Genomic DNA, 25,589 nt, shown 5'->3' on the forward strand with positions numbered 1-25,589 from the left:
GCTCCCGGGTCACCGCGCGCCCGCCGTGGCGGGGACCGCCGTGCGGCGCGCATCCGGCTCGACCTCGTCCGGCGTGCCGAGCGCCTGATCGAGATCCCCGATGAGGTCGCGCACGTCCTCGAGCCCGAGCGAGAGGCGGATGAGCTCGGGCGCCACGCCGGTGGCGCGCTGCTGCTCGGCGGTAAGCTGCTCGTGCGTGGTCGAGGCCGGGTGGATGATGAGGGACTTCGCGTCGCCCACGTTGGCGAGCAGCGAGAAGAGCTTCACCCGATCGATCACCGCCCGCGCGGCCGGATGACCGCCCTTCACCCCGAAGGTGAGCACGCCGCCGAACCCGCCGTCGAGGTATTTCTCCGCGTTGGCGTGCTGCGGGTGGCTCGCGAGCCCCGGATACGAGACCCACTCCACGCGAGCGTCCGCCGCGAGCCACTTGGCCACGGCGAGCGCGGCCGCCGAATGCCGCGCCATGCGGAGCGGCAGCGTTTCGATGCCCTGGAGGAACGCGAACGCGTTCCAGGGCGAGAGCGCGGGGCCCAGATCGCGAAGCAGCTGCACCCGCAGCTTGATGATGAACGCCATTGGCCCGAACGCCTCGGTGTATACCAGCCCGTGATAGGACGGGTCGGGGCTGCTGAACTCGGGGAACCGCCGGCGCGCGGCGGGGCTGGTCCAGTCGAAGCGCCCCGCGTCGATCACGACGCCGCCGATGGCGGTGCCGTGCCCGCCGATCCACTTGGTGGCCGAGTGCAGCACGATGTCGGCGCCGTAGCGGATGGGCCGGCAGAGGAAGGGCGTGGCAAAGGTGTTGTCCACCACGAGCGGGATGCCGGCGTCGTGGGCGATGCCGGCCAGCGCCTCGAGGTCGGGCACGTCGAGCCGCGGGTTGCCGATGATCTCGGTGTAGAGGAGTCGCGTGCCATCGTCGATGGCGCGCCGCACCTGGTCCAGATCGTGGATGTCCACGAACCGGGTGGTGATCCCCCACTTGGGCAGGCTGTAGGCGAACAGGTTGTGGGTGCCGCCATAGAGCGTGTGCGAGGAGACGACGTTGTCGCCCGCACGGCAGAGATTGAGCACGGTGAGGGTTTCGGCCGCCTGTCCGCTCGCGAGGGCCAGCGCCGCAACGCCGCCCTCGAGCTCGGTCATCCGCTTCTCGAAGACGTCGCTCGTCGGGTTCATGATCCGGGTGTAGATGTTGCCGAACTCCCGGAGGCCGAAGAGATTCGCGGCGTGCGCGGTGTCGTTGAACACGTAGCTCGTGGTGGCGTAGATCGGCACGGCGCGTGAATTGGTCGCCGGGTCCGGCGCCTGCCCCGCATGGACGGCAAGCGTGTCGAGATGGTAGGACATCGCGGGTTCCCTCGGGAAAATGGCGAATGCAGAGGCCCGACTCACGTCGCGTGAGCCGGGCCCCGGCGTACCGTCACCATATGACTCGCAGGCTCGCGCGTCAAGAGCGCCGCCCGCTTGCCCGTCCGCCCGCGCCGCGGTTAAGCTCCCCGCAGTCTCCAACCGCCCCAGCGTTCCCATGGCCAGCACCGCCTCGTTCGACATCTCCACGGGCGCCGACTTGCAGGAAGTCGACAACGCCGTCAACCAGGCGCTGAAGGAGGTCGGCCAGCGTTATGACTTCAAGGGCAGCCACTGCACCATCGAGTTCGAGCGGAACAAGGCCGAGCTGCGCTTGAGCGCCGACGACAGCTTCCGGATGGACGCACTGCTCGACGTGCTGCGCGGGCGGCTCATCAAGCGCGGCGTGCCCGTGAAGAATCTCCAGATCGGCGAGCCGGTCGAAGGAAGCGGCGGTTCCGTCCGGCGCACGATCGTGCTCACCCAGGGGATCGCGGGCGACGTGGCCAAGCGGATCGTCAAGGCGGTGAAGGACGGCGGGTTCAAGCGGGCTCAAACCAGCATTCAGGGCGACGAGGTCCGGGTGACGAGCCCGTCGAAGGACGAGCTGCAGAGCGTCATCGCGCTCCTCCGGAGCCAGGATTTCGGGATCGAGCTCCGATTTGGCAACTACCGCGGCTGAGCGGCGCGTCGGCGCCGCGCTGCTCGGTGCCGCGGCGGCCGCGGTGCTCGCGGCGGCGTTCGTCGGCAGCTGCGCCCCTCCCGCGCCGGCCGGCGCGCCAACCCCGATGGGCGCCCCCGCGAGCGGCGAGCCGATCCTGCAGGTGGGGCTCATCGTCGGTGCGCCCGCGGTGACGCTCGGCGGGGACGCCGCGCTCCTCGTGACCGGCCCCGATGGCACGCGCCTCACCCAGGTGCCGGCCGGCGACACCTGGCGCGCATCCGCCACGACCGACGGCATCTCGCTCGCCACCGGCTCCGGCGTTGCCACCGGCAATGTGCCGCAGGCGGTGGTGACGCCGGCGGAGCCGGGCGCGCCCGTGCGGGTGAACGGCCGCGCATATCGCGGCGCGCTCACGCTCTTTCGCGACCGCACCGGGCTCACCGTGGTGAACCAGGTGCCGATAGAGGCGTATCTCCTCGGCGTCGTATCCGCCGAGATGGGGCGGCGCGCCGCGAGCGAGCGCGAGGCGCTCCGCGCGCAGGCCGTCGTGTCGCGCACTTACGCGCTGCGCAACGTGGGGCGCTGGCGCGCGCAGGGTTTCGATCTCTATGCCACCGTGGCCGACCAGGTGTACGCGGGCATCGGCGCCGAGACGCCCGAGGGTCGCGAGGCCGTCGAGTCCACCCGCGGGCTCTTCGTCGCCTGGAACGGCGCGCCGATCGACGCCTTCTTCTTCTCGACCTGCGGCGGCCGCACGGCGGAGGGCACGGAAATTTTCCGCGGCGCGGCGCGGCCGTATCTCCGCTCGGTGTCCGATGTGGGTCCGGATGGCATCGCCTATTGCAGCATCTCGCCGCGCTTTCACTGGCGGGAGGAGTGGTCGGGCGACGCGCTGCGCGCGGTGCTCCGGCGCACGCTCCCCGCCGCAGTTGGTGCCCCGCCACCGCGCCTCGACGAGCTGCAGGATGTCCGAGTGGAAAGCCGCAGCGCGTCGGGCCGCGTGGCCGAGCTCGGCATTGTCCTGCCCGGTGAGGAGCTCAGGGTGGATGGCCCGCTCGTACGGCAGGTGCTCCATACCGCCGCGGGCGAGCCGCTCCGGAGCAATGCGTTCGCGCTCACACCGACGCTCGCCGGCGGCCGGCTCACTCACCTTGTAGCCGAGGGAGGCGGCAATGGGCACGGCGTCGGGTTCTGCCAGTGGGGCGCCGTGGGCCGGGCGCGGGCCGGCCAGACGTTCGATCGCATCCTCGCAGCGTATTACCCGGATACCGAGTTGAGCCGCCTCTACTGAGGCGCCGGCTCACTGGAGCGAGCGCGTGGGCGACACGTTGAAGGTCGGGGTCATCGGCGCGGGCGCGATCACCCAGATCGCACACCTGCCGACGTTCAAGAAAATGAAGACCGACGTGCGCGCGCTCTGCGACAGCGACCTGCCGAAGGCCCGCGCGCTGGCCGAGCGGTACGGCATCAAGGACGCATTCGACGACATCGAGGAGCTGCTGCGCTACGAGGAGCTGGACGCGGTCGTGGTCTGCTCGCCGACGCACCTGCACGAATCCCACATCCTCGCCGCGCTCTCCGCCAACCTGCACGTACTGGTCGAGAAGCCGCTCACGATTTCGCTCGCGAGCGCGCAGCGGATTCAGCGCGCGGTCGAGCGGCGCGGGCGCGTCGTGCTCGTCGGGATGAATCATCGCTACCGGCCGGACGTCCAGATCGTCCGCAGCTTCGTCCAGAGCGGCGAGCTGGGCGCGCTCGAGAGCGCGCGCGGCAGTTGGCACGTGTACCGCCCCGCGCGCGCGCAGCTCGGCTGGCGCACCCGGCGGGAGCAGTCGGGCGGCGGGGCGATGTTCGATCTGGGGCTCACGATTCTCGACCTCAGCCTCTGGCTCGCGGGCAATCCCCCCCCGATCCGCGCGAGCGCCGCCCTCGACCGCGCCGGCAAGGACCGGGTGGAGCAGTCCGGCAGCGCGTTCCTGGTATGCGATGGCGGGTTCTGCCTCTTCTTCGACGTGACCTGGCGCCACATCGGCGAGGGAGAACGCTTCGGTGTCGGGATCCGTGGGAGCAAGGGAACGGCGGCGGTGAATCCGCTCAAGGTGTGGAAGGAGCTGCACGGCGTACCGACCGACGTGGCGCCCACGGGGTCGGGGGGCCGCGAGAATCCGTTCCTCGCCTCGTTCCGCGCGCAGTGGGCGCACTTCGAGGCGGCCGTGGCGGGCGACACCGCGGTGCCGCGGCTGGACGAGCAGGTGGTGCTGCATCGCGTGCTGGAGGCGATCTACCGCTCGGCGCAGGACGGGCGCGACGTGCAGTTGTGAGAGGCGGACGGGCGGACGGGCGGACCGGCGGAGCGGCGGACAGATGGGGCGCCGTCCTGAACCTGTGCGCGGCCGTTGCGCTGTTGGCGATGGCCGCTCCATCGGCCCACGCGCAACCCGGAGTGGCCGCGCCTCCCGCCGTCCGCCCGTCCGCCCGTCTGCCCGTCCGCCCGTCCGACTCCTCCCTCATCATCTCCCTCCTCACGATGGGCGTCGGCGCCGAGGTGTGGGAACGCTTCGGGCACAACGCCATCCTGGTGCAGGACCGGCTTCACGGCACCAGCATCGCCTACAACTACGGGCTGTTCGATTTTCGGCAGGAGAACTTCGTGCTCCGCTTCATCCAGGGGCGGATGCTCTACTGGATGGAAGGCTTCGATGCGGCGCCGATGATCGAGCACTACATCCACGACAATCGCACGATCTGGGTACAGGAGCTCAATCTCTCATCCGAGCAGAGCCGCGCGCTCGCCGATTTCCTCGAGTGGAACGCGCGCCCGGAAAACCGGTTTTACCACTACGACTACTACAAGGACAATTGCTCGACCCGCGTGCGCGACGCCATCGACCGCATCCTGGGCGGCCAGATGCGCGCCGAGATGGACACGATCCCCACCGGCACCACCTATCGCTCGCATACGGAGCGGCTCACCGAATCCGATCCGGCGCTCTACTCGGCGCTGCTCCTCGCCCTGGGCGAGCCGGCCGACCATGAGCTGAGCGCGTGGGAGGAGATGTTCCTGCCGGTCGAGCTGCACCGCTGGCTCGCGCAGGTTCACGTGCGCGGGGCGGACGGCCGTCCGATGGCGCTCGTGCGTGCCGAGCGCACGTTGTATCTGAGCACGCGGCCCGTGCCGCCCGCGAGGCCGCCGCACTGGCTCGTGGCCTACCTCGCGGCCGGGGTCGCGATCGGCGCGGGGCTCGTCGTGCTGGCGCGGCGCGCGGTGGCGTCGCGGCGTGCGGCGCGCGGATTTGCGTGGCTCGCCGGCGGCTGGACGCTCATGATCGGGGTCGCGGGCGGCATTCTCGCCTTTCTCTGGGCGTTCACCGACCACACGGCGGCGTACCGCAACGAAAATCTCTTCCAGGCCAACCTGCTGCTGCTGCCGCTCGCGTTGCTCGCGCCGAGGCTCGCGCGGGGCAGCGCATGGGCGCGGCAACCGGCGGTGACGCTCGCGTGGGCGGTGGCGGCCGTGTCGGTGTTAGGACTGCTGGTGAAGCTGCTGCCGGGGTTCGATCAGGCCAACGCGGAGGTGCTGGCGTTCGCCGTGCCGGCCAACGTGGGGCTCGGGATCGGCGTGTCGATGGTGGCTCGGCAGCGGCCGGTGAGCGGCGGCGCGCCGGGCGTCAAAGACTGATCGTCATGCCCTCGCGCGCGGCGTCCACCTCGAGCCCCTTCGCCCGGTGTGCGCCGTGCGCGCGCGCATCGCGCAACAGATTGTCGATGGTGTCGTCGTCGTGCTCGGGATCGTGGTGGAACAGGATCAGCCGCCGACAGCCGACGTCGCCGGCGAGCTCCACCGCCTCGCGCGGCGTCGAGTGGCCCCACCCCGCGCGGGCCCGGATGATGCCCTCCGAATACATCGCGTCGTGGATCAGCGTGTCGATGCCGCCGAGAAACTCGATGAGCGCGGTGCGCCAGCCGGCCGGCACCCGGTAGCGGCCGCCGGGACCCAACTCGTTGTCCGTGAGATAGGCGATCTCACCGCCGCCGTCACGCGGCCGCAGGCGGAAACCGAGCGTCGTACCCGGATGGCGCAGGCAGAACGTGGAGACCTGGAAGGGCCCGATCTCGAACGAGCCCTCACCGATCTCGGAGATCGAGAGCGTCGCCGCGAGCGCGGTGAGCGGGACGGGGAAGACCATGGGATCCATCTGCCGGCGCAGAATGTCGCCGAGGCTCACGCCATCCTGCGCGGCGCCGTAGATCCGGACCCGCGTGCCCGCGACGCTGAGCGGCTTGAAGAACGGCAATCCCTGAATGTGATCCCAGTGGGTGTGCGAGAGGAGAAGATCGACCTCGCGCGCGCCGCCGTAGCCTCTCTCGGCCGCGCCATCAGCGGGCGCGGCGCCATCCGCCTCGCTGCGCATGAGCGCGTCGCCTAGCGCTCGAAGCCCGGTGCCCGCGTCCAGCACCACGAGGCGGCCATCGCGGGCGGTAATGCCGACGCAGGGGGTATTGCCGCCGTAGCGGTGGGTCTTCGGGCCCGGTGTCGGAATCGAACCCCGGGTGCCCCAGAACGTCAGGGTGTAACTCACGAGGCCCCGATGCGAGAGGAATCCGGCGGGTGTGGCCCCCGCCGGCACGCTCGAAAGTCGGCCGCGACCCCGGGCGCGGCGAGAGCCGCACTCACCGGGGCCGCGTGACCGGGGTCACGCGCGGCGCGCCGCGAGCATCAACGCTTGTCGATCCTTGAGCGTGATGTCCTTGCGGGTGACCTGGATGATGCTGCGCTCGACCAGATTGCGCATCGTGCGCGACACCGTTTCTCGGCTGGAGCCGATCATCTGCGCGATCGTATGATGGGTGAGCTTGCGGGTGATCCGGTCCCCGTGCTCCTCGTCGGCCATGCGCAAGAGCAGGTGGGCTACCCGCCCGTTCACGTCGAGCAGCACGAGGCTGCCGATCTTCTCGTCCGCGCGCCGCAGGCGGCGTGAGATTTCCTTGAGGAGGGAGATCGCCACTTCCGGCATGCTGCGGAGCCGCGCGTGGAAATCTTCGCGGCGGATCACGAGCAGGTTGGAGTCTTCCATTGCGATCACGTGGGCGGAGCGCGGCTCTTCGTCGATCACCGCCATCTCACCAAAGAAGCTCCCCTCGCCGAGCACCGAAAGAATGACCTCGCGGCCGTCTTCGGCAATGAGCACCACCTTCACCTGTCCTCCGGCGACGAGATAGAGCGCGTCGCCCGGATCGTCCTCGAATACGATGACGCTGCCCTTCGGATAGCTGCGTTCGCGGGCCAGGTCCGCGAATGACTGCAGATCATGCTCGGTCAGCCCGTGAAACAGGGGGACCTTGCGCAACACGTCTATGGCGGCAACAGGCACGGGGACCTCTCTCTCGCAGGATGTTCGCGGGTCACGGTGCATGACCCGCTGCAAGGTGCCCTGAACGTGTACCGCGGCCGGGCCGCTCTCACAAGGGCGCGCGGCGCGCCGCAGCGCTCGGGGATTGATCGGAACCCACTGAGACCGTTAGATTTCGCCGTTTCCGGCCCGACCGGCCGGCGCTCGTGTCAAACCCATCGATCCCGACGCATTCGAAGGAGCACAACCGTGAAGGCCGATCTCCATCCCAACTATCGGAAGGTCACCGCCGTCTGCGCGTGCGGAAACTCCTTCGAGACCCGCTCCACCGCGGCGTCGATTCACGTCGAGGTCTGCGCGCAATGCCATCCGTACTTCACGGGCAAGCAGCGCCTGGTCGACACGGCGGGCCGGGTGGACCGCTTCCGCCGCAGGTACCAGGGCGAGGCGGCCAAGGCGTAAGCCATGGAGGCCCGACTCCGCCAGGCGCTCGCCCGCGCGGAGGAGGTGTCCCGGGCGCTGGCCGAGCCCGACGTGGCGCGCGATCCGGCCCGGCTCAAGGCGCTTGGCCGCGAGCACACGCGGCTCGCTCCCGTCGTCAGGGCCGCCGAGCGGCTGACCCGGCTTGAAGACGAGTTGGCGCAGGCGCGGGAGCTGGGCCAGGACGGTGATCCCGAGCTCGCCGCGCTCGTCCGCGCGGACCTCGTCCGCCTCACTCCCGAAATCGATGCGCTCCGCCGCGAGCTGCACGAGCTGCTCATCCCCCGCGATCCCCACGACGACCGCGATGCCATCGTCGAGATCCGCGCCGGCACCGGCGGCGACGAGGCCGGCCTCTTCGCCGGCGAGCTGGTGCGCATGTACACCCGCTACGCCGAGCGCCACGGCCTCGCCGTCGAGCCGATCGCGCTGAGCGAGGGAAACCTGGGCGGCGTGAAGGAAGCGATCTTTGCCGTCCGCGGCGACGATGCGTACGGTCTGCTGCGCTGGGAGAGCGGCGTGCACCGGGTGCAGCGTGTGCCGGCCACCGAGACCCAGGGCCGCATTCACACCTCCGCCGCGACCGTGGCCGTGCTGCCCGAGGCGGAGGAGGTGGACGTCCGCATCGAGCCCAACGATCTCAAGATCGACGTGTTCCGCTCGAGCGGTCCCGGCGGCCAGAGCGTCAACACCACCGATAGTGCGGTCCGGATCACCCATCTCCCCACCGGGCTCGTGGTGCAGCAGCAGGATCAGAAGTCGCAATTGCAGAACAAGCTCAAGGCGCTCGAGGTGCTGCGCGCCCGGCTGCTCGACCGGATGATCGCCGAGCAGGAGTCGCGGCGCGCCCGCGAGCGTCGCGCCATGGTGGGCACCGGCGACCGCTCGGCCAAGGTGCGGACCTACAATTTTCCCCAGAGCCGCGTCACCGAGCACCGGCTCAACCTGTCGATCCACAACCTGGCCGAAGTGCTCGACGGGCGGTTGGAGCCGCTGGTCGACGCGCTGCGCATGAAGAGCCGGGAGGAGCAGGCCGGTGACTGAGCTCGTCGCGACGCTGGCCCCGCTGCTCGCCGACGCTGCGGGCCGCCTCGCCGCTGCCGGTGTCCCGGCGCCCCGGCGCAATGCGCTCCGCCTCTGGGCGGATCTCAATGCAACGGAGCCAGCGCGCGCGTGGCTCGTGCGCGAGCACGAGGTCGCGCCGAGCGATGCGGCGCGCTTCCTCGATGCCGTCGCGCGGCGCGCGGCCGGCGAGCCCCTCGCCTATGTTTCGGGCGTCGTGGGCTTTCGCCGGCTCACGCTCGAGATTGACCGGCGCGCGCTCATTCCGCGGCCGGAAACCGAGGGTTTGGTGGGCCTCGTTCTCACGCGCGTTCCCGGCGGCTCCGTGGCCGACGTGGGCACCGGCTCGGGTTGCATCGCATTGAGCCTCGCGGTCGAGGGCAGCTACGAGCGGATCGTGGCCGTCGATCGGTCCGGCGGGGCGCTGTCACTCGCCGCTCACAACGCGCGCCGGGCCGGCATTCGTCGCATGGCGCGGCCCGGCGGACCGTCGCCGGTCTCCTTCGTCCGCGGCGATCTAACCGGCGCTTTGGTGACGAGCGGCCTCGACGCCGTGGTCTCCAACCCGCCATACCTCACGACGGCGGAATATGCCGCCGTCGACGACGCGGTGAGGGCTTGGGAGCCGCGCGACGCGCTGGTGGGCGGCGCGGACGGACTCGACGCGGTGCGCGGGCTCGCGCACGATGCGCACCGGGTGGTGCGCGCGGGCGGGTGGCTCGCGCTCGAGGTGGACAGCACCCGCGCCGCGGCGGCGGCGAGCCTCGTGGTCCGGGCCGGGTGGACCGATGTGACGGTGGGCATGGACCTTTTCGGGCGCGAGCGCTACCTCCTCGCGCGAAGGAGCGACGGACCGTGATCTGGGACAAGGCACAGGACCTGGGCCGCAGCATCGGGCAGACGCCAGAGTATCAGGCGCTCAGGCGCGCCGAGACGAGCTTGCGGGAAGACAAGGACACGGTCGCCAAGCTGGACGAGATCCAGCGTCTCGCCCGGCAGGTCGATCAGCTTGTGGCCCAGGGCCAGATGCCCGACCAGCCGACCGCGGAAGCGTACGAGAACGCCGTGCGCGACCTGGAGACGAGCTCCGTGGGCCAGGCGTACGTGGTGGCCCGCGCCAACTTCGAGAAGTTGATGGGCCGGGTGAATCAGCAGATCAGCGAGGGCATGGAAAAGGGCGCGACGAGCAGCATCATCACGCTCTCGTGATCGCGCCGCCGTGAGCGGGTTCTTCCTCGTCGTGGAGGGTCCCGAGGGCGCCGGCAAGTCGACGCTTGTCGCCGGGCTCGAGCGCACGATGCGGGAACGGGGTCTCGACCCCGTGGTGGTCCGCGAGCCCGGCGGGACGCCTGCGGCCGAGCGGATCCGCTCCGCCTTTCTCGATCCGGCCAGCCGGTTCGCGCCGGCCACCGAGCTGCTGTTCCTCGCGGCGGCCCGGGCCCATTTGGTGCAGGAGGTGATCCGGCCGGCACTCGGCGCGGGGCGAATCGTGCTCGGAGATCGCTACCAGCTGTCGACCGAGGCATATCAGGGGGCGGGACGGGGCCTGGACGCGGCCACCATCAGCCTCGTGGGCATTGTCGCCACTGGCGGGCTCCGGCCACAATTGACGCTGGTACTCGACATCCCTCCGGCGCTCGGGCGGCAGCGCCAGCGAAACGCCGGCAAGTCGCGCGACCGGCTCGAGCGGGAAGACCCCGGCTTTCACGACCGCGTGGCCCGCGCCTATCTGGCGGCAAGCGGCGAGGGGGTGCGACATTTGGACGGAACACTGGCGCCGGCGGCGCTCCTCGAGGCCGCGTGGGCCGAGGTGCTCGCAGCGGCACCGGAAACCTTTCGGGGGACGCGCGGGTAGCGGTCCCGGTCTGTCTGGAGGCAGTATGAAGCAACGCTGGGGTGTGATCGGCCTGGTGGCGATGCTGTCGTTCTTCAGCGGCGGCTGGCTCTTGCAGCGCGGCGTCGCGGCGAACGGCAACGTTTATCAGCAGGCGCGCCTCTTCGACGACGTGCTCGCTCACGTCCACAATTACTACGTGGACTCGATCGGCGAGTCCGACCTGTACGACAAAGCCACCAACGGGATGCTCGAGGAGCTGAAGGACCCGTATTCGGTCCTTCTCACCGGCGACGACTACAAGGCGCTCACCGAGCAGACGTCGGGCAACTATGCGGGGCTCGGTATCCAGATCGACGTGCGCGACGGGTGGATCACCGTGGTGGCGCCGCTCCCCGATACGCCCGCCGAACGCGCCGGCATCGAAACCGGCGACCAGATCATTCAAGTTGAAGGCAAGTCCACCGAGGGCTGGAAGACGGAGCAGGCGGTGAAGGCCCTGCGCGGCGATCCGGGCAGCCACATCGCGCTCCAGGTGCGCCGTGCGGGCATCATGGACCCGCTCAAGTTCGATCTCACCCGCGCTGCCATCCATGTCCGCTCGGTGCCGCCGGGGACACTCTTCGACAGCGGCGTGGGCTACATCTCCCTCAATCCGGTGGCCGAGACCTCGGCGAGCGAGCTGCGCGACGAGGTCACGTCGATGAAGGCCAAGGGAATGAAGGCGATGGTGCTCGACTTGAGGCTCAACCCCGGCGGCCTGCTCGACCAGGGCGTCAAGGTCTCCGACCTCTTCCTCGACAAGGGCCAGGAGGTCGTCTCCACCCGCGGCCGCGCGCGCGGCTCGAGCAAAGAGTTCTACGACGACGTCCGGCAGCCGTGGCCCGATCTGCCGGTGGTAGTGCTGGTGAATGAAGGCACGGCGAGCGCCGCCGAGATCATCGCCGGCGCCTTGCAGGACCACGACCGTGCCGTCGTCGTGGGCACGCCGACCTTCGGCAAGGGCCTGGTCCAGACCCTCTTCCCTCTTGGCGATGGCGTGGCGCTCAAGCTCACCACCGCGCGGTGGTACACACCAAGCGGACGCACCATTCAGCGCACGGCCAAGAACGAGGAAGACCAGTTCGCGCAGGCGCAGGCCGCGGCGCTCGACAGCACCGGCGCGGCCTCGAGCGACGCCACCTCCGACTCGGCGCTCAAGCAGCGGCCCGCCTACCATACCGATGGCGGCCGCACCGTGCGCGGCGGCGGCGGGATCGTGCCCGACATCGTGGTGCGGCCCGACACGCTCACCACGAGCGAGCGTGAGTTCGCCCGCGCACTCGGCGGCAAGACGCCGGTGTACCGCGACGTGCTCACCGATCTGGCGCTCGACCTCAAGCGCACCAAGGCCGTCACCGCCGAGAACTTCAAGGTGACGCCGGAGATGCGGCAGCAGGTCTATCAGCGGCTCAAGGCCAAGGGCGTGGACATGACGCCGCAGGTGTTTGCCGGGGCGGGCTCGCTCATCGATTCGCAGTTGGGCTACGAGATCGCGCGCTACATCTTCGGGCGGCCGGCCGAGTTCAAGCGCCGCTCGCTCGACGACGAGCAACTGCAGACGGCGCTCGGTCTGCTTCGCAAGGCGCAGACACCGAAGGAGCTGCTCGGGCTCGCGATGTCGAGCGCGACGGCACAGAGGACGAACTGACCGGCCCGCTCCGGACGGCCCTGGTCGGGCCGGGCCGGATGGGGCAGGGCATCGCGCTCGCGCTCGTTGCGGGCGGATGGGAGGTGACGCTGCTGGCGCGCTCGGCGCGGCCGGTGGCGTCACCTCTCGCGTTGCGGACGGGAGACTGGGGGCCCGCGGTCGGCGCGGCGGAACTCGTGCTCGTGGCGACGCCCGACGACGCGATCCCCGATGCGGCGGCCGCGCTCGTGGCGTGTGGCGCCGTCGGGCCGGCGCACGTGGTGCTCCATCTGGCGGGTCCACTCGATCGGAGCGCGCTATCCGCACTCGCGCCGACCGGCGCGGCGCTCGGCTCCTTTCACCCATTGCAGACCGTGGCCGACTCCGCCCGCGCGCCGGCGCGTCTCCGCGGCGCCTTTGCCGGCATCGAGGGCGACGCGCGCGCGCTCGCCGCGGCAGAACGGCTCGCCGAGGCGCTCGGCATGACGCCCGTGCGGCTCAGGGCCGAAGCGAAGCCGCTCTACCACGCGGCCGCGGTGATCACGGCGAATTACACGGTGGCATTGGCGGCCATGGCGGAGCGGATCGCGCAGTCGGCGGGGGTGCCCGAAGAAGTCGTGGGGCGGATGTATCAGCCGCTACTGGCCGGCGCCGTCGGCAACGTGGCGGCCCTCGGCGCCCGACGCGCGCTCACCGGCCCCATCCGTCGCGGCGACGTGGCAACGGTGCGGGCGCACCTCACGGCGCTCGCGCCCGGAGACGCGGCCATCTACCGGGCGGTGGGGCGCGCAGCACTCGCGCTCGCGCGCGAGGCGGGGCTCGGTGAGCAAGCCGCGGCCGAGCTGGCGCGCCTGCTCGCCGACTAACCCTGCTCGATCACCCTGACGCCGTCCGGCACGTCGAAGGTGAACGTCTTGTCGCTCACGGGGACGTTGATACGGAGGTGGTGCAGCGTGAGTGTGCGGTGCTGGCCCGAGATCTCCTCGATCTCGATCCGTCTCGGCAGCGCGTCGGCCTTGTCGAGCCACACGGTGGCCTTGGTGAACGGCATGTCGGGCACGGTGGGTAGCATCTCGATCACGTCGACCGCGCGCCCGTCGATCCGATCCGCGCGGACGTACGTGGAGGCGTACCGCTCAGCGGGCCGGTCGAGCAGCCACGCGATGAGATTGTAGCCGTACACCGGCCCGCCGCTCGGCACCGGCAACTTGAGCACCTGGCCGGGCGTGGTGCTTGGCGTGTACACCCAGACATGCTCGCCGTCGATCACGATCGCTTCGCCCGGCGGATCGGTGAAGCGCATCGAAAGTTTGGCGTGGCCCGACTGGGTGAGCACGCCCTTGCTTTCCTGGTCACCGATCATCGGGTTCTCGATCGTCTGATCGAAGTCGGCCCGGAGCGAAATGAGCGAACGGTAGGCGTCCGCCGCGCGGTCGACGATGGCGGGGGCCTCTTGGGCGGACAGATGGACAGACGGACAGACGGACAGCGCGGCGCCCGGGATGATCGCGCCGGCCAGGCGAACTACGGCCGCCCAACCCGCGGCGCGGCGCCCGGCCCTGCATCTGCCTGTCCGACTGTCCGCCCGTCCGCCCACCCTCACGCCCGCTCCCCCGCCGGCTCCGTCACCCGCCGTCCGATGGCCTCGGCGATGAGCCGCACCTCGCGCATCATCTGGCTGAACTGCGTCGGAAAGAGGCTCTGCGCGCCGTCGGAGAGCGCGCGGTCCGGATCGGGATGGACCTCGATGAGAAGTCCGTCGGCGCCAGCCGCAACCGCGGCGCGCGCCATCGGCGTCACCATGTCGCGATGCCCGGTGGCGTGGCTCGGGTCGGCCACGATGGGCAGATGTGACGCGCCGTGCACGACCGGAATGGCCGCGAGGTCGAACAGGTTGCGCGTTGCCGGGTCGAAGGTGCGGACACCGCGCTCGCACAGGATCACGTTCGCGTTGCCCTCGGCCAGGATGTACTCGGCCGAGAGGAGCAGCTCCTGGATGGTGGCGGCGAGGCCGCGCTTGAGCAACACCGGGCGGCCGCAGTGGCCCGCGCGCTTGAGCAGCGAGTAGTTCTGCATGTTGCGCGCGCCGATCTGCACCACATCGGCGACGGCTGCCACCGCGTCGAGACCCTCGGGATCCATCGCCTCGGTCACGATGAGCAGGCCGGTCTCCTCGCGCGCCCGGGCGAGAAGTGCCAGGCCCCGGGCGCCAAGCCCCTGAAAGGCGTACGGCGAGCTGCGCGGCTTGAACGCGCCACCCCGGAGCACGGTGGCGCCGGCATCCCGCACCGCGCGCGCGGCGTCAATGATCTGGCGCTCGCTCTCGACGGAGCAGGGACCCGCCATCACCACGATCTCCTCGCCGCCCACGGCGACCCCGCCGCCGAGCTGTACCACCGTGGACTGCGGGCGCCATTCGCGCGATACCTGCTTGTACGGTTTGGTGACCGGAATGCATTCCTGCACCCCGGCCAGTCCCGCAAGGCGCGAGGGATCGACGCGGCCGTCGTTGCCGACCAGGCCCACCGTGGTGCGTTGGCGGCCCGGCATGACCCGCGCCTCGTAACCCATCTCCTCGATGACGGTGGCCACCTGACGAATCTCCTCGTCGGTAGCGCCGTGGCGCATCACGATCAGCATGGGAGCTCCGCGGCGGGGCGCGCGAGCGGTCGGGGACTACGCATGCGCCGCGACCGCTCGCGCCGGCTCGGCGTGCACCGGCTCCACGTGCGCCGCCTCACCCAGCCGCACACCGACGATGGTCGAGATGCCCGGCTCCTGCATCGTCACACCGAACACCGCGTCGGCCGCCTGCATGGTGCGCGGGTTGTGGGTGATGACGATGAACTGGGTGCTTGCCTTGAACTCGTCCAGCAGCCGGGTGAAGCGGCCGACGTTGGCGTCGTCGAGCGGCGCGTCTACTTCGTCCATCAGGCAGAATGGGCTCGGCTTGGTGAGATAGAGGCCGAAAAGGAGCGAGGTGGCCACCAGCGTGCGCTCGCCCATCGAGAGGAGCCGCACGTGCTGGATCCGCTTGCCGCGCGGCGCCGCGAGGATCTCGATCTCGCTTTCCAGCGGGTCGTCCGTGTTGGCGAGCCGCAGGTCGCATTCGCCGCCGCCGAAGAGGGTCTGGAAGACGGTATGGAAGTTCGCCTTCACCGCCTCGAACGTCTCGAGAAAGAGTCGTCGCGCCGTGCCGTCGATTTCGCGGATGGCCTGAAGCAGCGCCTGCCGTGCGCCGACCAGATCGTCCCGCTGGCCGGTGAGGAATTCGAGCCGCTTCACCTCGTCGGCATGCTCCTCCACGGCGAGCGGATTGACCGGGCCGATCGCCTCGAGGGCGGCGACGATGCGGGCCGACTCGGATTCCAGCGTCTCGCGGTCGAGGTCGAGCAGCGCGGCACCGTCCATCAGCAGGTCGATCGGCTTGCGCCATTCGGTCTCGACCGCCTGGACAATGCCGCGCCGGAGGCCGGCGCCCTCGGTCAGCTCGATCTGGTGTCGATGGCTCTCTTCGGCGTGCGCGTCCACCGCGGCTCGCGCGGCGGCCACGGCGCGCTCGGCCTCGGCAAGATCCGCCTCCGCGGCCGCGAGGCCGAGCTCCGCGTCAGTGTCCGCCGCCTCCAGCTCGAGCAGCGCGACGCGCCGCTCGGAGCGGGCTTCCTGCCACTGGAGCTGCTGCGCGCCAAGGCTGGCGGCGTCATGCTCGAGTTGCGCCAGCTCGGAGGTGAGCGATCCGATGGCGGCCGATGCGCCATCGTGCGCCGCGAGCGCGCGGGAAAGCCGCTCCGAGGCGCCGCGCAGTCCGGCGGCCACGTGCGCTTCTTCGACCTGCCGATGCGCCCGCTGCTCGCGCGCCAGCTCCTGCGCGGTCTCCAGCTCGGCGAGCGCGGCGCGCGCCGCGCCCAACGCCTCGTCGAGCCGCGCGCGAGACCGCTCCCCTTCGATGAGCAGCGCGTCGACTTCGACCAGCCGCTGCTCCGCGCGCGCCAGCCGCTCGGCGAGCCGCGCCACCTGCGCCTCGGAATCGGTGAATTCCCGGCTCAGGTTGGCAACGAAGCGCGCGGCGTCCTCGCGCGCGGCGATGGCCTGGCGCTCCGCATCCCGACAGGCGTCGGCCTCGGCACCCGCGGCCGCCTGCGCGCGCTCCAGCTCCGCCAGCTGCGCGACGGTGGCGGCGAGGCGCGCTTCCGCCGCCTCGAGCACGCCGGTGGCGTGCGCCGCTTCCTGGCTGATGGCGGCAAGCTCCGCCCGCCGGCGAAGCGGCCCCGACGGGCCCGCCGGCGCGCCGAGGAAGATCGCGCCGCTCGCACGGCGGAGCACGTGGCCCGCGTCGTCGAGCACCTCGGAGCCGGCGAGTGCCGCCGCCACCCAAGCGGCTGCGGGGCCTTCCGCGCGGAATCGGCCGGCGAGCGACCGATCGCCCGCGGGTGCCGATGGCCCGGGCTCGACCGGCAACAGCACCAGCGCGCCCGGTTGGTGCTCGGCGTGCCACGCGCGAATGACGTCGATGGTCTCGTGGTCCTTCACCAGCACGGCGTGAGTCCATTCTCCAAGCAGGCGCTCTCCCAGCTCGGCGTCCTCGCGCGCCGCGCTCACGAAATCGCTCAGCGGTCCGAGCACGCGGCCGTCAAAGCGGTCGCGCGCGGAGAGCAGGGCGGCGGCGCCGGGCGCGAGCCCGACACGGTCGCGCTCCAGCTCCTCCAGCACCTCCCGCCTCGCGGTGATCTGTGCGAGCGCCTCCTCGGCCCGGCGCCGCTCCGACCGGTTCGTCGCCTCGTGCTCCCGCGCCTCCGCAACGAGGTGCCGCGCGTGCTCCGCCGCCGCGGCGGCGCGGATGGCGTCATGGCTCCGGCTCGCGGCCTGCTCGGCGGCGTGGTCCCGCTCGCGCTCGGCGCGGCCCAGCTCGCCTTCGAGCCCCCCGCTGTGCGCGCCCGCCTGCGCCAGCCGCTCGCGGAGGGATGCAAGCTCGCCCTCGAGCGCCGCGCGCTCGCCCTCGAGCGAATGCAGCGTCTGCGCGTGCACGTGCAGCCCGTGCTCCCGCTGTCGCACGCCGGCTCGCTGCTCCAGCAACCGCGCGCGCCCCGTTTCTTCCTCCGCCGCGCGCGCCGTCACGTCGGCCTGAATCCGCTCGTGCTCGCGCGCGGCCGCGTCCTGCTCGGCGGCCGCGGCCTCGCGCTCGGCTGCGGCCTCAGCGGCGCGCTGCACCATCTGCGCCCGCTCGTCCTCGGCCCGCGCGCGGCGCGCGGTCGTGTTGGCGAGCCGCTCGGCGGCGAGGGCCAGATCGCCGTCCAGCTTGCCCAAGTCCACGCGAACTGCACCGAGGCGCCGGGCGATCTCGGTGCGTTGCAGCTCGGCTGCCGCCCGTCCGCGCGACAGTTCCTCGCGCCGCGCCTCCGCCGCCGAGAGCTGCTCGCGCTCCGCCGGGAGCAGCGCCGTGAGCTCGCCGAAGCGCGCGTTGAGCCCGGCGGATCGCTCGGCCAGCTCGTCCAACTGCCGCCGCGCGAGCGTGATCTGCACGGCGAACTTCTCCTCGGTGAGCTTGGCGTGCCGCTCGGACTTGCCCTTCTGCCGCGCGAGGCTCCGGATCTGCGACTGCACCTCGGCGATCAGATCTTCCACCCGCTGCAGGTCGGCCGCCGTCTCCTCCAGGCGCCGCTCGCTCGAGTGCTTGCGGTCGCGGTAGAGGCCGATGCCCGCCGCCTCCTCGAAGAGCGAGCGGCGCTCGTCGGCGCGGTCGGAGAGCAGCAGCTTGATCATCTCCGACTCGATCACGACGCCCGCGTCGCTGCCGAGCCCGGTGCCGCGCAGCAGATCCTGAATGTCGCGCAGGCGCACCGGCGAGCCGTTGAGCAGGTAGTCGCTCTGACCGGAGCGCGAGAGGCGGCGGGCGATCACCACCTCGCGGTAGGCGATCGGCAGGTCGCCGTCGCTGTTGTCGAGGTAGAGCGCCACCTCGGTCACGTTCACCGGCCGGCGATTGGCGGAGCCCTGGAAGATCACGTCCTCCATCTTGCCGCCGCGGAGAAGCCGCGCCGACTGCTCGCCCAGTACCCAGCGCACGGCGTCGGAGACGTTGGACTTGCCACAACCGTTCGGCCCAACGATGGCGGTGACGCCCTGCTCGAAATCGAGCGTCACTGTGTCCGCGAACGACTTGAAGCCGGAAAGCTCCAGCCGGGTGAGCTTCATGCGGCGCGTCCTCCGCTCGGAATGCGTTGACGAGTCACTGCGCGGGTCGGTCCTGCGGGGTCACCACGAACGACGGCATGCCCAGCGTCTTGCCGGCCGCCTCGGCCTGTTCCCGCGTGGCGTAGGGGCCGAGCACGACGCGATAGGCCTCGTCACCCTGCTTGGGCGGGAGGACCGATGCGGGGACGCCGGCCGCTTTGAGCTTGTCGGCCAGCTCGCCGGCCCATGACGGATTGCGCGAGCTGCTCACCTGCAGGTAGATGCCGGCGCCGGCGGGCGCGGCGGAATCTGCGGTCGAATCGGCGGCTGCGGAGTCGGCGGCCGCGAGCTGCGCCTCTTCCGTGGCGGGCAGCCACGCGAGCGGGAGCCAGATGTCCGCCGCCCCGCCCTCGACGGTGCCGCTCGACGGGAGTCCCTCTGCGGAGAGATCGCGCGCGGAGAGGTCCGCGCCGGCGCGGAGCAGGAGCGTGTGATGGCCTGCCACGGCGGGAAGGTCGTAGCTCCATCCGCTGAGCACGGTGCCCGCGATCCGGCCCGAGGCAGCATCCACCACCCAGACCGAGTCGCCACGTTCGGGCCGCGCGAGCAGCCACGCGCCATAGAAGTCGCCACGCAGCTCGCGCGCCGGCCCCGGCAGCGCGATCCGCTTGAGCGTCTCACCGCTGAAGCGATCGATGATGCGAAGGCCGCCGCCGGCATCCGCCACGTAGAGGCGGTGGCCAGACGGCGAAAACGCTACCGCACGCGCGTGCTCCACGTCCACGGTGCGCGTGGCGCGCTTGGCTTGAGGCTGGTAGAGCACGACCGCGCTGTCCGCCGCGATCGCGACCAGGTCGCCAAGGAACGTGGCCGCCGCATCTCCGCGCGGGAGCGCCGCGCGGCCTGTCGCCTGGTCGGGGCCCAGCGCCTCGGCATCGCTGCGCTCGGAGGCGGGGATCGCGATGAGCGAGCCGTCCATCGTGCCGTAGAGCGCGCGACTGGTGCCGGCAAGCCGATCGCGGAACCGCACCGGTGCCCGGCGCACGAACTGGGTCACGACGCCGCCGGTGTCGACCGCGTACACGGAGCCGTCGGGCCCGATGGCCGCCTCGCGCACCTCCGGCAGGAAGGTGCGGACGTGACCGGACTCGAGATCGAGCCCGATAAGATTGCGCTTGGCGTCGAGCGCAAAAACGATCCGCTGCTCGAGATCACCGCCCACCACCTGCTTTAGCGCGGGGAGCTTTTCGCGCGCCTTCCACTCGGATTCGGACAGGTCGGGGATGCGATAGAGGCGGGCGAGCCCGCCGCCACGCGGCACGCGGAGCACGCTCGCCGGCGTCGTCGCGCGCGGCGATTCGGGAAGCCGCGGCACCGCCGTGGTCGAGCGGCCGCCGCAGCCGGTCGCGAGCACGAGCGCGGCGAGCGCGGCCGCCCGGGCACACTCGGGCGCGAGCGCCACTCTGCGTGCGGATTGGTGTCGGAGAAGCACGGCCGGAAAATAGCCCGAGCGGGGTGCAGGGGGCACCCCGCTCAGCCCTGCAGGATGCCCCGTCAGAACACCGGACCCAGGCTCAGCGTCCAGAGGCTCTTGATCTCCCGCCGGAGCGGGCGCGCATAGTCGAGCCGCAGCACCACGAAGCCGAACAGATTGGTGCGGAGCGAGCCGCCGTACGCCATGAGCGGCTCGCGCACGAGCACCGGATCATCGCCGGCGTGCCGCTGCCACACGATCTTGTCGCCGCTGTCCCATGCGAGGCCGATGTCGTAGAAGAGCGCGCCCTCGAGTGGCGGAATGGCGGATGGCAGCCCGTGGATCAGGCGGTTATTGAGGATCGGGAACCGGATCTCGAAGTTGCCGACGGCGATCCGGCTTCCGACCAGTTGGTCGAGCGCGCCGCACCCGGTGAAGCCGTTTGGGTTCACGGTGGCGGTGAGGCACTCGTGGTTGAGGAACGATCCCGAGGTATAGCCTCGAAGGATGTCCGGGAGGCCGGCGAAAATGCGGAACTGGTCGGCGTCGCGGCCGAGCCGGCCGAGAAAGAGCGCGCGGGAGGCGAACACGACCGGACCGGCGATCCTGTCGTAGCGGCGGAAGTCCGCCAGCAGCTCGCTGTATCGCCACCCGCCGATCGCCTGCGAGGCGGAGAAGCGGTACCGGCGCCCGATGAAGGGCCCGACGTAGCCGAACAGCGTGTTGTCGAACACCAGCGCCGCGGTGGGCTCGATGTAGCTGTGGGAAGGACTGTCGAACCGCTCGATAGACGGATCGGCCCCGAAATTGTACGGCTCGACGATCTGGTAAATGCCGTCGGCAACGTTGACCGCGCGCGCGCCGATTTCGACCCGCTGGAACCGGCTGAACGGGTAGATGGCCTGCGCAAACGCGGAGCGGAACACAAGCCGGCGGATATTGGAGACGAGGCTGATCCCGCCCGGCACCCGCGGATCCTGGACGAACGCGCTCTGCTCGAAGAAGAAGTACGGGTCCTGCTCGAGCCCCACCTGCCAGTTGAGCCGGTGCCTGAGGTTGGTGTACGCCGCGAGCGCCTGCGCCTCGGTGATCCGCCCGTTTATGAAGCCGGCGAAGGTGAGGGCATGGTCGCCGAGCATGTCGGTCAACTGGATGGCGCTGCCGCCGTAGAGCCCGCTGCCGAAGTTGTCACGCACGTAGCCCACCGTCGGCCGCTGCACGTAGTCGGCGGAGAAGCCGATCTTGTACGGCTTGATGGTGAACTCGCTGGTGTCGGGCAGCGCGAAGTTGGCGGAGTCGAGCAGGGACGCGACCGTCACCGGCGCGACGGTCTTGCTCGTGTCCGTTGCCCGGCCCAGATCGCCCGAGGCGCGGAAGCCCTGCTCGCTCCGGTAAATCGAGCCGCCCTCGCCGATCTGCGGATTCTGCTCATTCGCCGCGCTCGCCACGGCGACCCCGGTATCGGCCGGCTCCCCGCCGCGCGCCACCGCCGCGGTGTCCACCGCTGCCGCGCGGTACGGCTCGCGCCGGAGCGCGCGCGGGTTGTCCAGCGTATAGACGTCGTAGTTTCCCTTCTCGTAATAGTTGAACGCGAGCCGATCCGCGCCCGCCGACCACGACAGCACCGGCGAGAGCGGCGTGATGCCCTGCACTCCGGTGTAGAAGTCGGTGATCTGGTAGACGTCGTGGCTGCGCAAGTCATATAGGAAGATGTTGCTCACGCCGTTCCGGTCGGACACGAACGCGAGCGAGCCGCCATCGGGCGCCCACTGGGGGCTCACGTTCTTTCCCTCGTCCATGTGGTCCAGGACGTCGATCGCACCGGTGTCGAGGTGATAGAGCGCGAGCCGGAAGTTGCCGATGGCGAGCGTGCGGAAGTCGGTGCGCGGCCCGCGGTCGGTGGCGAACGCGATGGTACGCCCGTCCGGCGACCAGACCGGGTGCAGGTCGGCGTACTTGTCGTCGGTGAGCCGGCGGAAGCCGGTCCCGTCGCGATTGATGACGAAGAGATCCGAGAGGCCGCCGTCGTAGCCGGTGAAGACAAGCTGCTGGCCATCCGGGCTCCAGGCCGGCGTGGTGACGCCGTTCAGCTTCACGCGGATTTCCTTCACCCGCTTGTTGCGCTTGACGTCCACGATGACGATGTCGTCCTGCGGCCCGCGCTTCGCGGCAAAGGCAAGGAACCGGCCGTCGGGCGACCAGTTGGCTTGCGAGTTGATGAAGCGGTACGTCTCGTAGTTGCTGCTGAACGTGGACTTGAGGATCCGGCGTTTGACCTTGCCGGTCGTGGCGTCGGCGAGGTAGAGATCGACGAAGTAGAAGTCCTTCTCGCTGAAGTAGGCCACCTGCGACCCGTCGGGCGAGAGCGCCGGGGCCAGGTGAAGCGTTCCCTCGCTGCGCTTCTCGGTGAGCAGCTCCTTCGCCACCGAGCGCGCCCGCACCCTGGAGCCCACCTCCGGCAGGTATTTCTTCTGCACCGCGTCGCGCCACTGCGCCGAGAGCTGCGGCAGGGTGAGGCCGGTAACCTTGCGGAAGGCGTTGTCGATACCTCCGTTGATCGAGCTCTTGAGGATCTGGCCGATGGCCTCGTCGCCCCAGCGCTCGCCGACATACGCCCAGAGCGCGTGGCCGAAGCGATACGGGAAGATCCGGGGATCGTAGGTGAGCTGCTCGATGGTGGGCAGCGTGCCCTCGAGCGACGCGTCACGCAGCCACATCGCCGTCTCGGGCGTCACGGGCCCGAGCGAGAGGTACTCGGCCATGCCTTCCATGAACCAGAGCGGCGGCTGGACCTGCAGGACGCCCTGGAGCGCCGAGCCGCCCCGCCCGCGCGAGAAGACGTCGAGCTGGAACTGGTGTGCCATCTCGTGCGTGAGCACGTGCTCGATGTCGGCGTACGAGCCGGTCAGCGGGATGATGTTCCGCTGCTTGAAGTAGTCGGTGAAGCCGCCGGTGCCTTCGCCCACCTCGCCCGGCGTGGTGTTGGTCTGGGAGAAGTCGGAGTGCGAGGCGTAGAGGATGATCGTCTTGCGCTCGCGGAAGCGATGGTCGAGCACCCGCGAGAGCCGCGCGTACGAGCGCTCGGCCATCCGGGCCGCGTCCATCGCCGCCGCGCGCTCCGACGGGTAGAAGTGCACGTCGAAGTGCTCGGTCTGGATGATTCGCCAGTCGAAGGTGTTGTACTGGACCTTGTTCTGGCCGAAATAGTCCTGCGCCGCAAGGACCGAAGGCGCGGCCGCCAGGAGCAGCAGCGCAACGCCCGACCATCGAAGCATGGCGAACCCTCACTCAGGAAGAGCGAATCAGAAGCTCCGGTGCATCGCCCCAGAGGCGCTCGAGCTGGTAGAACGAGCGGGTCTCCGGGTGGAAGAGGTGGACGACGAAGTCCACGAAATCAAGCAGGACCCACCGGCCGCCCGGCAGTCCCTCGACGTGATGCGTGCGATGTCCCTGCTTGTGCAGCTTTTCCATCACGTGCTCCGCGATGCCGCGGACATGCGCATCGGAGGTGCCCGAGGCGATCACGAAGAAATCGGTGGCGTTGCTCAAACCCCTGAGATCGAGCACCACCGGCTGGACGGCCTTCAGGTCCTCGATCGCATCCAGCGCCGACCGGAGCCCTTCCGGCAGGCGCGGGTTCACAAGATCCATGGGTGTAGACGTAGTCCTTTCATTCAATCGCACCATGCGTGAGGTGCGTTGGCGTGCCGTCCTCAATCTGGTAGAACAGGCCCCAGGCACCTTCGCCCACGTGAGTGGCGAGCACGCCGGTGACGAGGGAGACGAAGCAGTCGCGCGGGCGGTACGCCTGGACCAGCGCGGCGCGGATTCGCTCCGCCACCGCCGGGGCGTTGGCGTGCGCCACGCCGAAGCGCACCACCCGAGGCCGCGGCATGAGCCGCCGCGCGAGTAGCGCCAGCACCCGGCTCACCACCTTATCCGATCCGCGCACCCGGGCCACCGGAACGACGCGGCCCGCGTCGTCGAGCGCCATGATCGGCTTGAGGTCGAGCATCCCGGCGAGCCATGCCCGGCCCCGGGTGACCCGCCCCGATCGGAGGAGATTCTCGTACCGGTCCACCGTGAGAAACATACCCGATTGGCCCCGCACCCGATTCAACTCCGTCACGATGTCCGCCGCTCGCCAGCCGGACTCGGCCAGCTCGGCCGCGCGCAGGGCCAGGAGGCCCACGCCCAGTGAGACGGTGCGGCTGTCGAAGAGGTGGACCGAATCGAGCCCGGCCGCTCGAGCGGCCGCGATGCCCGACTTGAACGTACCCGAGAGCGCCGACGAGAGCAGGACCGCGATCACCTCGTCGGCATTCCGGGCGGCGTCGCCCAGCACCCGGGCGAAATCGGCGGGCGTGGGTTGCGAGGTCGTCGGCAATTCGGGGGCAGCGCGAAGCCGCCGATAGAACTCCTCGGGGGCAAGCTCGATCCGGTCACGCCAGCTCGTAGCGCCGAACGCGACCTGGAGCGGGACCATGGCGATGCGATGCTGCGCCAGCATCGCGTCGGACAGGTCGGCCGAGCTATCGACTACGACGGAGGCGGGCTGCCGCTCGGGATGGGCGAGCTGGCGATGCTGGGCCCGCATGTCGTCGGCCTTGGTCGCCTCCACGCGCCCCCAGCGTGCGGCGTGGCCGAAGACCGCCTCCGGTGTGTCGGTGTGCACGTGGAGCTTGAGGATGTCGGCGGTCACGGCGACGACGATCGAGCCGCCGAACTGGTGGAGGGCCTCCCGCACCTCGCTCGCGGCCGGGAGGCGGTCGCCGCGGACCAGCACCTCGGTGCAGTAGCGGAAATCGCGCTCGACGGCCGTCTCGACCCGCGCGGCCGGAACCAAATCAGCGGGCGCGCGCGCGACGTGCGCCGAGACGGGAATCTCATTTCCCTCGATAAGCCGCACGACGCCTTCCAGCATCCGCGCGAACCCGGCCCCGCCGGCGTCGACCACGCCCGCCTCGGCGAGGAGCGGCATGAGCGCCGGCGTGCCCGCCACACTCCGCTCCGCATCGGCGGCGAGCCGGCGCATGAACTCGCCGAGCTCCGGCGCCTCGGGCGCCAGCCGCTCCGCTGCGTCGGCCGTCTGTCGGGCCACCGTGAGCATCGTCCCTTCGCGCGGCTCGTCCAACGCGTCGCGCAGCCGGTCGGCGCCGCGGCGGAACGCGGCCGCAAGGTCGGCGATCGAGGCGCGCGTGCGCCCGGCGAGCGCGTCCGAGAACCCGAGCAGAAAATGGGCGAGCAGGATGCCGGAATTGCCCCGGGCGCCGAGCACCGCGGCGCGGGCGGCAGCGCTCGCCACTTCCGGGAGCGGCGGCCCACGATGCGCCGCGTCGCCGAGCGCGTGGAGCGCACCGACGACGGCGTGGAGCGTGAAGTTGAGGTTGGTGCCGGTGTCGCCGTCGGGCACCGGAAAGACGTTGATCCGGTTGATCTCGTCTCGGCCGGCGGCGACCCAGTCGGCCGCCGCGACGAGGGCGCGCGCCAGCCGCGGCCCATCGACGTAGGCGATGCCGGCCGTCATCCGCGCC

Annotated in this window: 21 protein-coding genes; 11 read left to right on the forward strand and 10 right to left on the reverse strand. The window is 70.6% G+C overall.

Going from position 1 to position 25,589, the window contains the following annotated elements:
- Window positions 1-9: 9 nt before the first annotated feature.
- On the reverse strand, window positions 10-1,350 hold the full coding sequence (locus VFW66_14780) for an O-acetylhomoserine aminocarboxypropyltransferase/cysteine synthase family protein (protein ID HEX5387966.1): 1,341 nt from the start codon (window positions 1,348-1,350) through the stop codon (window positions 10-12).
- Between the two features lie 178 nt (window positions 1,351-1,528).
- On the opposite strand from VFW66_14780, the gene VFW66_14785 reads away from it, so the two are divergent.
- From VFW66_14785 to VFW66_14800, 4 genes are all read left to right on the forward strand, one after another.
- Window positions 1,529-2,032: a YajQ family cyclic di-GMP-binding protein gene (locus VFW66_14785; protein HEX5387967.1), complete on the forward strand. Its 504-nt coding sequence runs from the start codon at window positions 1,529-1,531 to the stop codon at window positions 2,030-2,032.
- Window positions 2,013-3,305 carry a SpoIID/LytB domain-containing protein gene (locus VFW66_14790; GenBank protein HEX5387968.1) on the forward strand — a complete coding sequence of 431 codons (1,293 nt, stop codon included), beginning with the start codon at window positions 2,013-2,015 and terminating at the stop codon, window positions 3,303-3,305. Before VFW66_14785 ends, VFW66_14790 begins: the two co-directional genes overlap by 20 nt.
- A gap of 25 nt (window positions 3,306-3,330) precedes the next feature.
- On the forward strand, window positions 3,331-4,335 hold the full coding sequence (locus VFW66_14795) for a Gfo/Idh/MocA family oxidoreductase (protein ID HEX5387969.1): 1,005 nt from the start codon (window positions 3,331-3,333) through the stop codon (window positions 4,333-4,335).
- Between the two features lie 122 nt (window positions 4,336-4,457).
- On the forward strand, window positions 4,458-5,693 hold the full coding sequence (locus VFW66_14800; protein HEX5387970.1) for a DUF4105 domain-containing protein: 1,236 nt from the start codon (window positions 4,458-4,460) through the stop codon (window positions 5,691-5,693).
- On the opposite strand, the gene VFW66_14805 is transcribed toward VFW66_14800, so the two are convergent.
- Window positions 5,683-6,594 carry an MBL fold metallo-hydrolase gene (locus VFW66_14805; protein ID HEX5387971.1) on the reverse strand — a complete coding sequence of 304 codons (912 nt, stop codon included), beginning with the start codon at window positions 6,592-6,594 and terminating at the stop codon, window positions 5,683-5,685. The two genes, VFW66_14800 and VFW66_14805, sit on opposite strands and share 11 nt — an antisense overlap.
- 114 nt (window positions 6,595-6,708) lie before the next feature.
- Window positions 6,709-7,386, reverse strand: a complete 678-nt coding sequence (locus tag VFW66_14810; protein HEX5387972.1) for a Crp/Fnr family transcriptional regulator — start codon at window positions 7,384-7,386, stop codon at window positions 6,709-6,711.
- A gap of 228 nt (window positions 7,387-7,614) precedes the next feature.
- Here VFW66_14810 and rpmE point away from each other — a divergent pair, with 228 nt between their 5' ends.
- Genes rpmE through VFW66_14845 form a run of 7 tightly spaced genes read left to right on the forward strand, consistent with a single transcriptional unit; the run spans window position 7,615 to window position 13,276 of the window.
- Complete coding sequence (gene rpmE, locus VFW66_14815) at window positions 7,615-7,827, forward strand: 50S ribosomal protein L31 (protein HEX5387973.1); 213 nt, start codon at window positions 7,615-7,617, stop codon at window positions 7,825-7,827.
- Window positions 7,828-7,830: 3 nt separating this feature from the next.
- On the forward strand, window positions 7,831-8,889 hold the full coding sequence (prfA, locus tag VFW66_14820; protein HEX5387974.1) for a peptide chain release factor 1: 1,059 nt from the start codon (window positions 7,831-7,833) through the stop codon (window positions 8,887-8,889).
- Window positions 8,882-9,766 (forward strand): peptide chain release factor N(5)-glutamine methyltransferase, encoded by an 885-nt coding sequence (prmC, locus tag VFW66_14825; GenBank protein HEX5387975.1) that lies wholly within the window; start codon window positions 8,882-8,884, stop codon window positions 9,764-9,766. The genes prfA and prmC overlap by 8 nt, the downstream gene beginning before the upstream one ends.
- Complete coding sequence (locus VFW66_14830; protein HEX5387976.1) at window positions 9,763-10,116, forward strand: YlbF family regulator; 354 nt, start codon at window positions 9,763-9,765, stop codon at window positions 10,114-10,116. The genes prmC and VFW66_14830 overlap by 4 nt, the downstream gene beginning before the upstream one ends.
- Window positions 10,117-10,126: 10 nt before the next feature.
- Window positions 10,127-10,762 carry a dTMP kinase gene (tmk, locus tag VFW66_14835; protein HEX5387977.1) on the forward strand — a complete coding sequence of 212 codons (636 nt, stop codon included), beginning with the start codon at window positions 10,127-10,129 and terminating at the stop codon, window positions 10,760-10,762.
- 25 nt (window positions 10,763-10,787) lie between these two features.
- A complete protein-coding gene (locus VFW66_14840; protein ID HEX5387978.1) occupies window positions 10,788-12,431 on the forward strand; it encodes a S41 family peptidase in 1,644 nt (547 codons plus the stop codon).
- Window positions 12,432-12,469: 38 nt separating this feature from the next.
- On the forward strand, window positions 12,470-13,276 hold the full coding sequence (locus VFW66_14845) for a DUF2520 domain-containing protein (protein ID HEX5387979.1): 807 nt from the start codon (window positions 12,470-12,472) through the stop codon (window positions 13,274-13,276).
- Here VFW66_14845 and VFW66_14850 read toward each other — a convergent pair.
- The 7 genes from VFW66_14850 to VFW66_14880 all read right to left on the reverse strand — a co-directional run bounded on the left by VFW66_14850 (window position 13,273) and on the right by VFW66_14880 (window position 25,582).
- Window positions 13,273-14,013 (reverse strand): outer membrane lipoprotein carrier protein LolA, encoded by a 741-nt coding sequence (locus tag VFW66_14850; GenBank protein HEX5387980.1) that lies wholly within the window; start codon window positions 14,011-14,013, stop codon window positions 13,273-13,275. The genes VFW66_14845 and VFW66_14850 overlap by 4 nt on opposite strands.
- Window positions 14,010-15,050 carry a 3-deoxy-7-phosphoheptulonate synthase gene (aroF, locus tag VFW66_14855; protein ID HEX5387981.1) on the reverse strand — a complete coding sequence of 347 codons (1,041 nt, stop codon included), beginning with the start codon at window positions 15,048-15,050 and terminating at the stop codon, window positions 14,010-14,012. The genes VFW66_14850 and aroF overlap by 4 nt, the downstream gene beginning before the upstream one ends.
- Window positions 15,051-15,086: 36 nt before the next feature.
- The gene (gene smc / locus VFW66_14860; protein ID HEX5387982.1) at window positions 15,087-18,602 is read right to left on the reverse strand and encodes a chromosome segregation protein SMC; all 3,516 of its coding nucleotides are present in this window, start codon (window positions 18,600-18,602) and stop codon (window positions 15,087-15,089) included.
- Between the two features lie 34 nt (window positions 18,603-18,636).
- A complete protein-coding gene (locus tag VFW66_14865) occupies window positions 18,637-20,073 on the reverse strand; it encodes an SPOR domain-containing protein (protein HEX5387983.1) in 1,437 nt (478 codons plus the stop codon).
- 62 nt (window positions 20,074-20,135) lie between these two features.
- Complete coding sequence (locus VFW66_14870) at window positions 20,136-23,330, reverse strand: hypothetical protein (protein HEX5387984.1); 3,195 nt, start codon at window positions 23,328-23,330, stop codon at window positions 20,136-20,138.
- Between the two features lie 13 nt (window positions 23,331-23,343).
- Window positions 23,344-23,697, reverse strand: a complete 354-nt coding sequence (gene rsfS, locus VFW66_14875; GenBank protein HEX5387985.1) for a ribosome silencing factor — start codon at window positions 23,695-23,697, stop codon at window positions 23,344-23,346.
- Window positions 23,698-23,725: 28 nt separating this feature from the next.
- Window positions 23,726-25,582 carry a DegV family protein gene (locus VFW66_14880; protein HEX5387986.1) on the reverse strand — a complete coding sequence of 619 codons (1,857 nt, stop codon included), beginning with the start codon at window positions 25,580-25,582 and terminating at the stop codon, window positions 23,726-23,728.
- Window positions 25,583-25,589: the final 7 nt, after the last annotated feature.

The sequence above is a fragment of the Gemmatimonadales bacterium genome (assembly GCA_036279355.1).
GTDB lineage: Bacteria > Gemmatimonadota > Gemmatimonadetes > Gemmatimonadales > GWC2-71-9 > DASQPE01.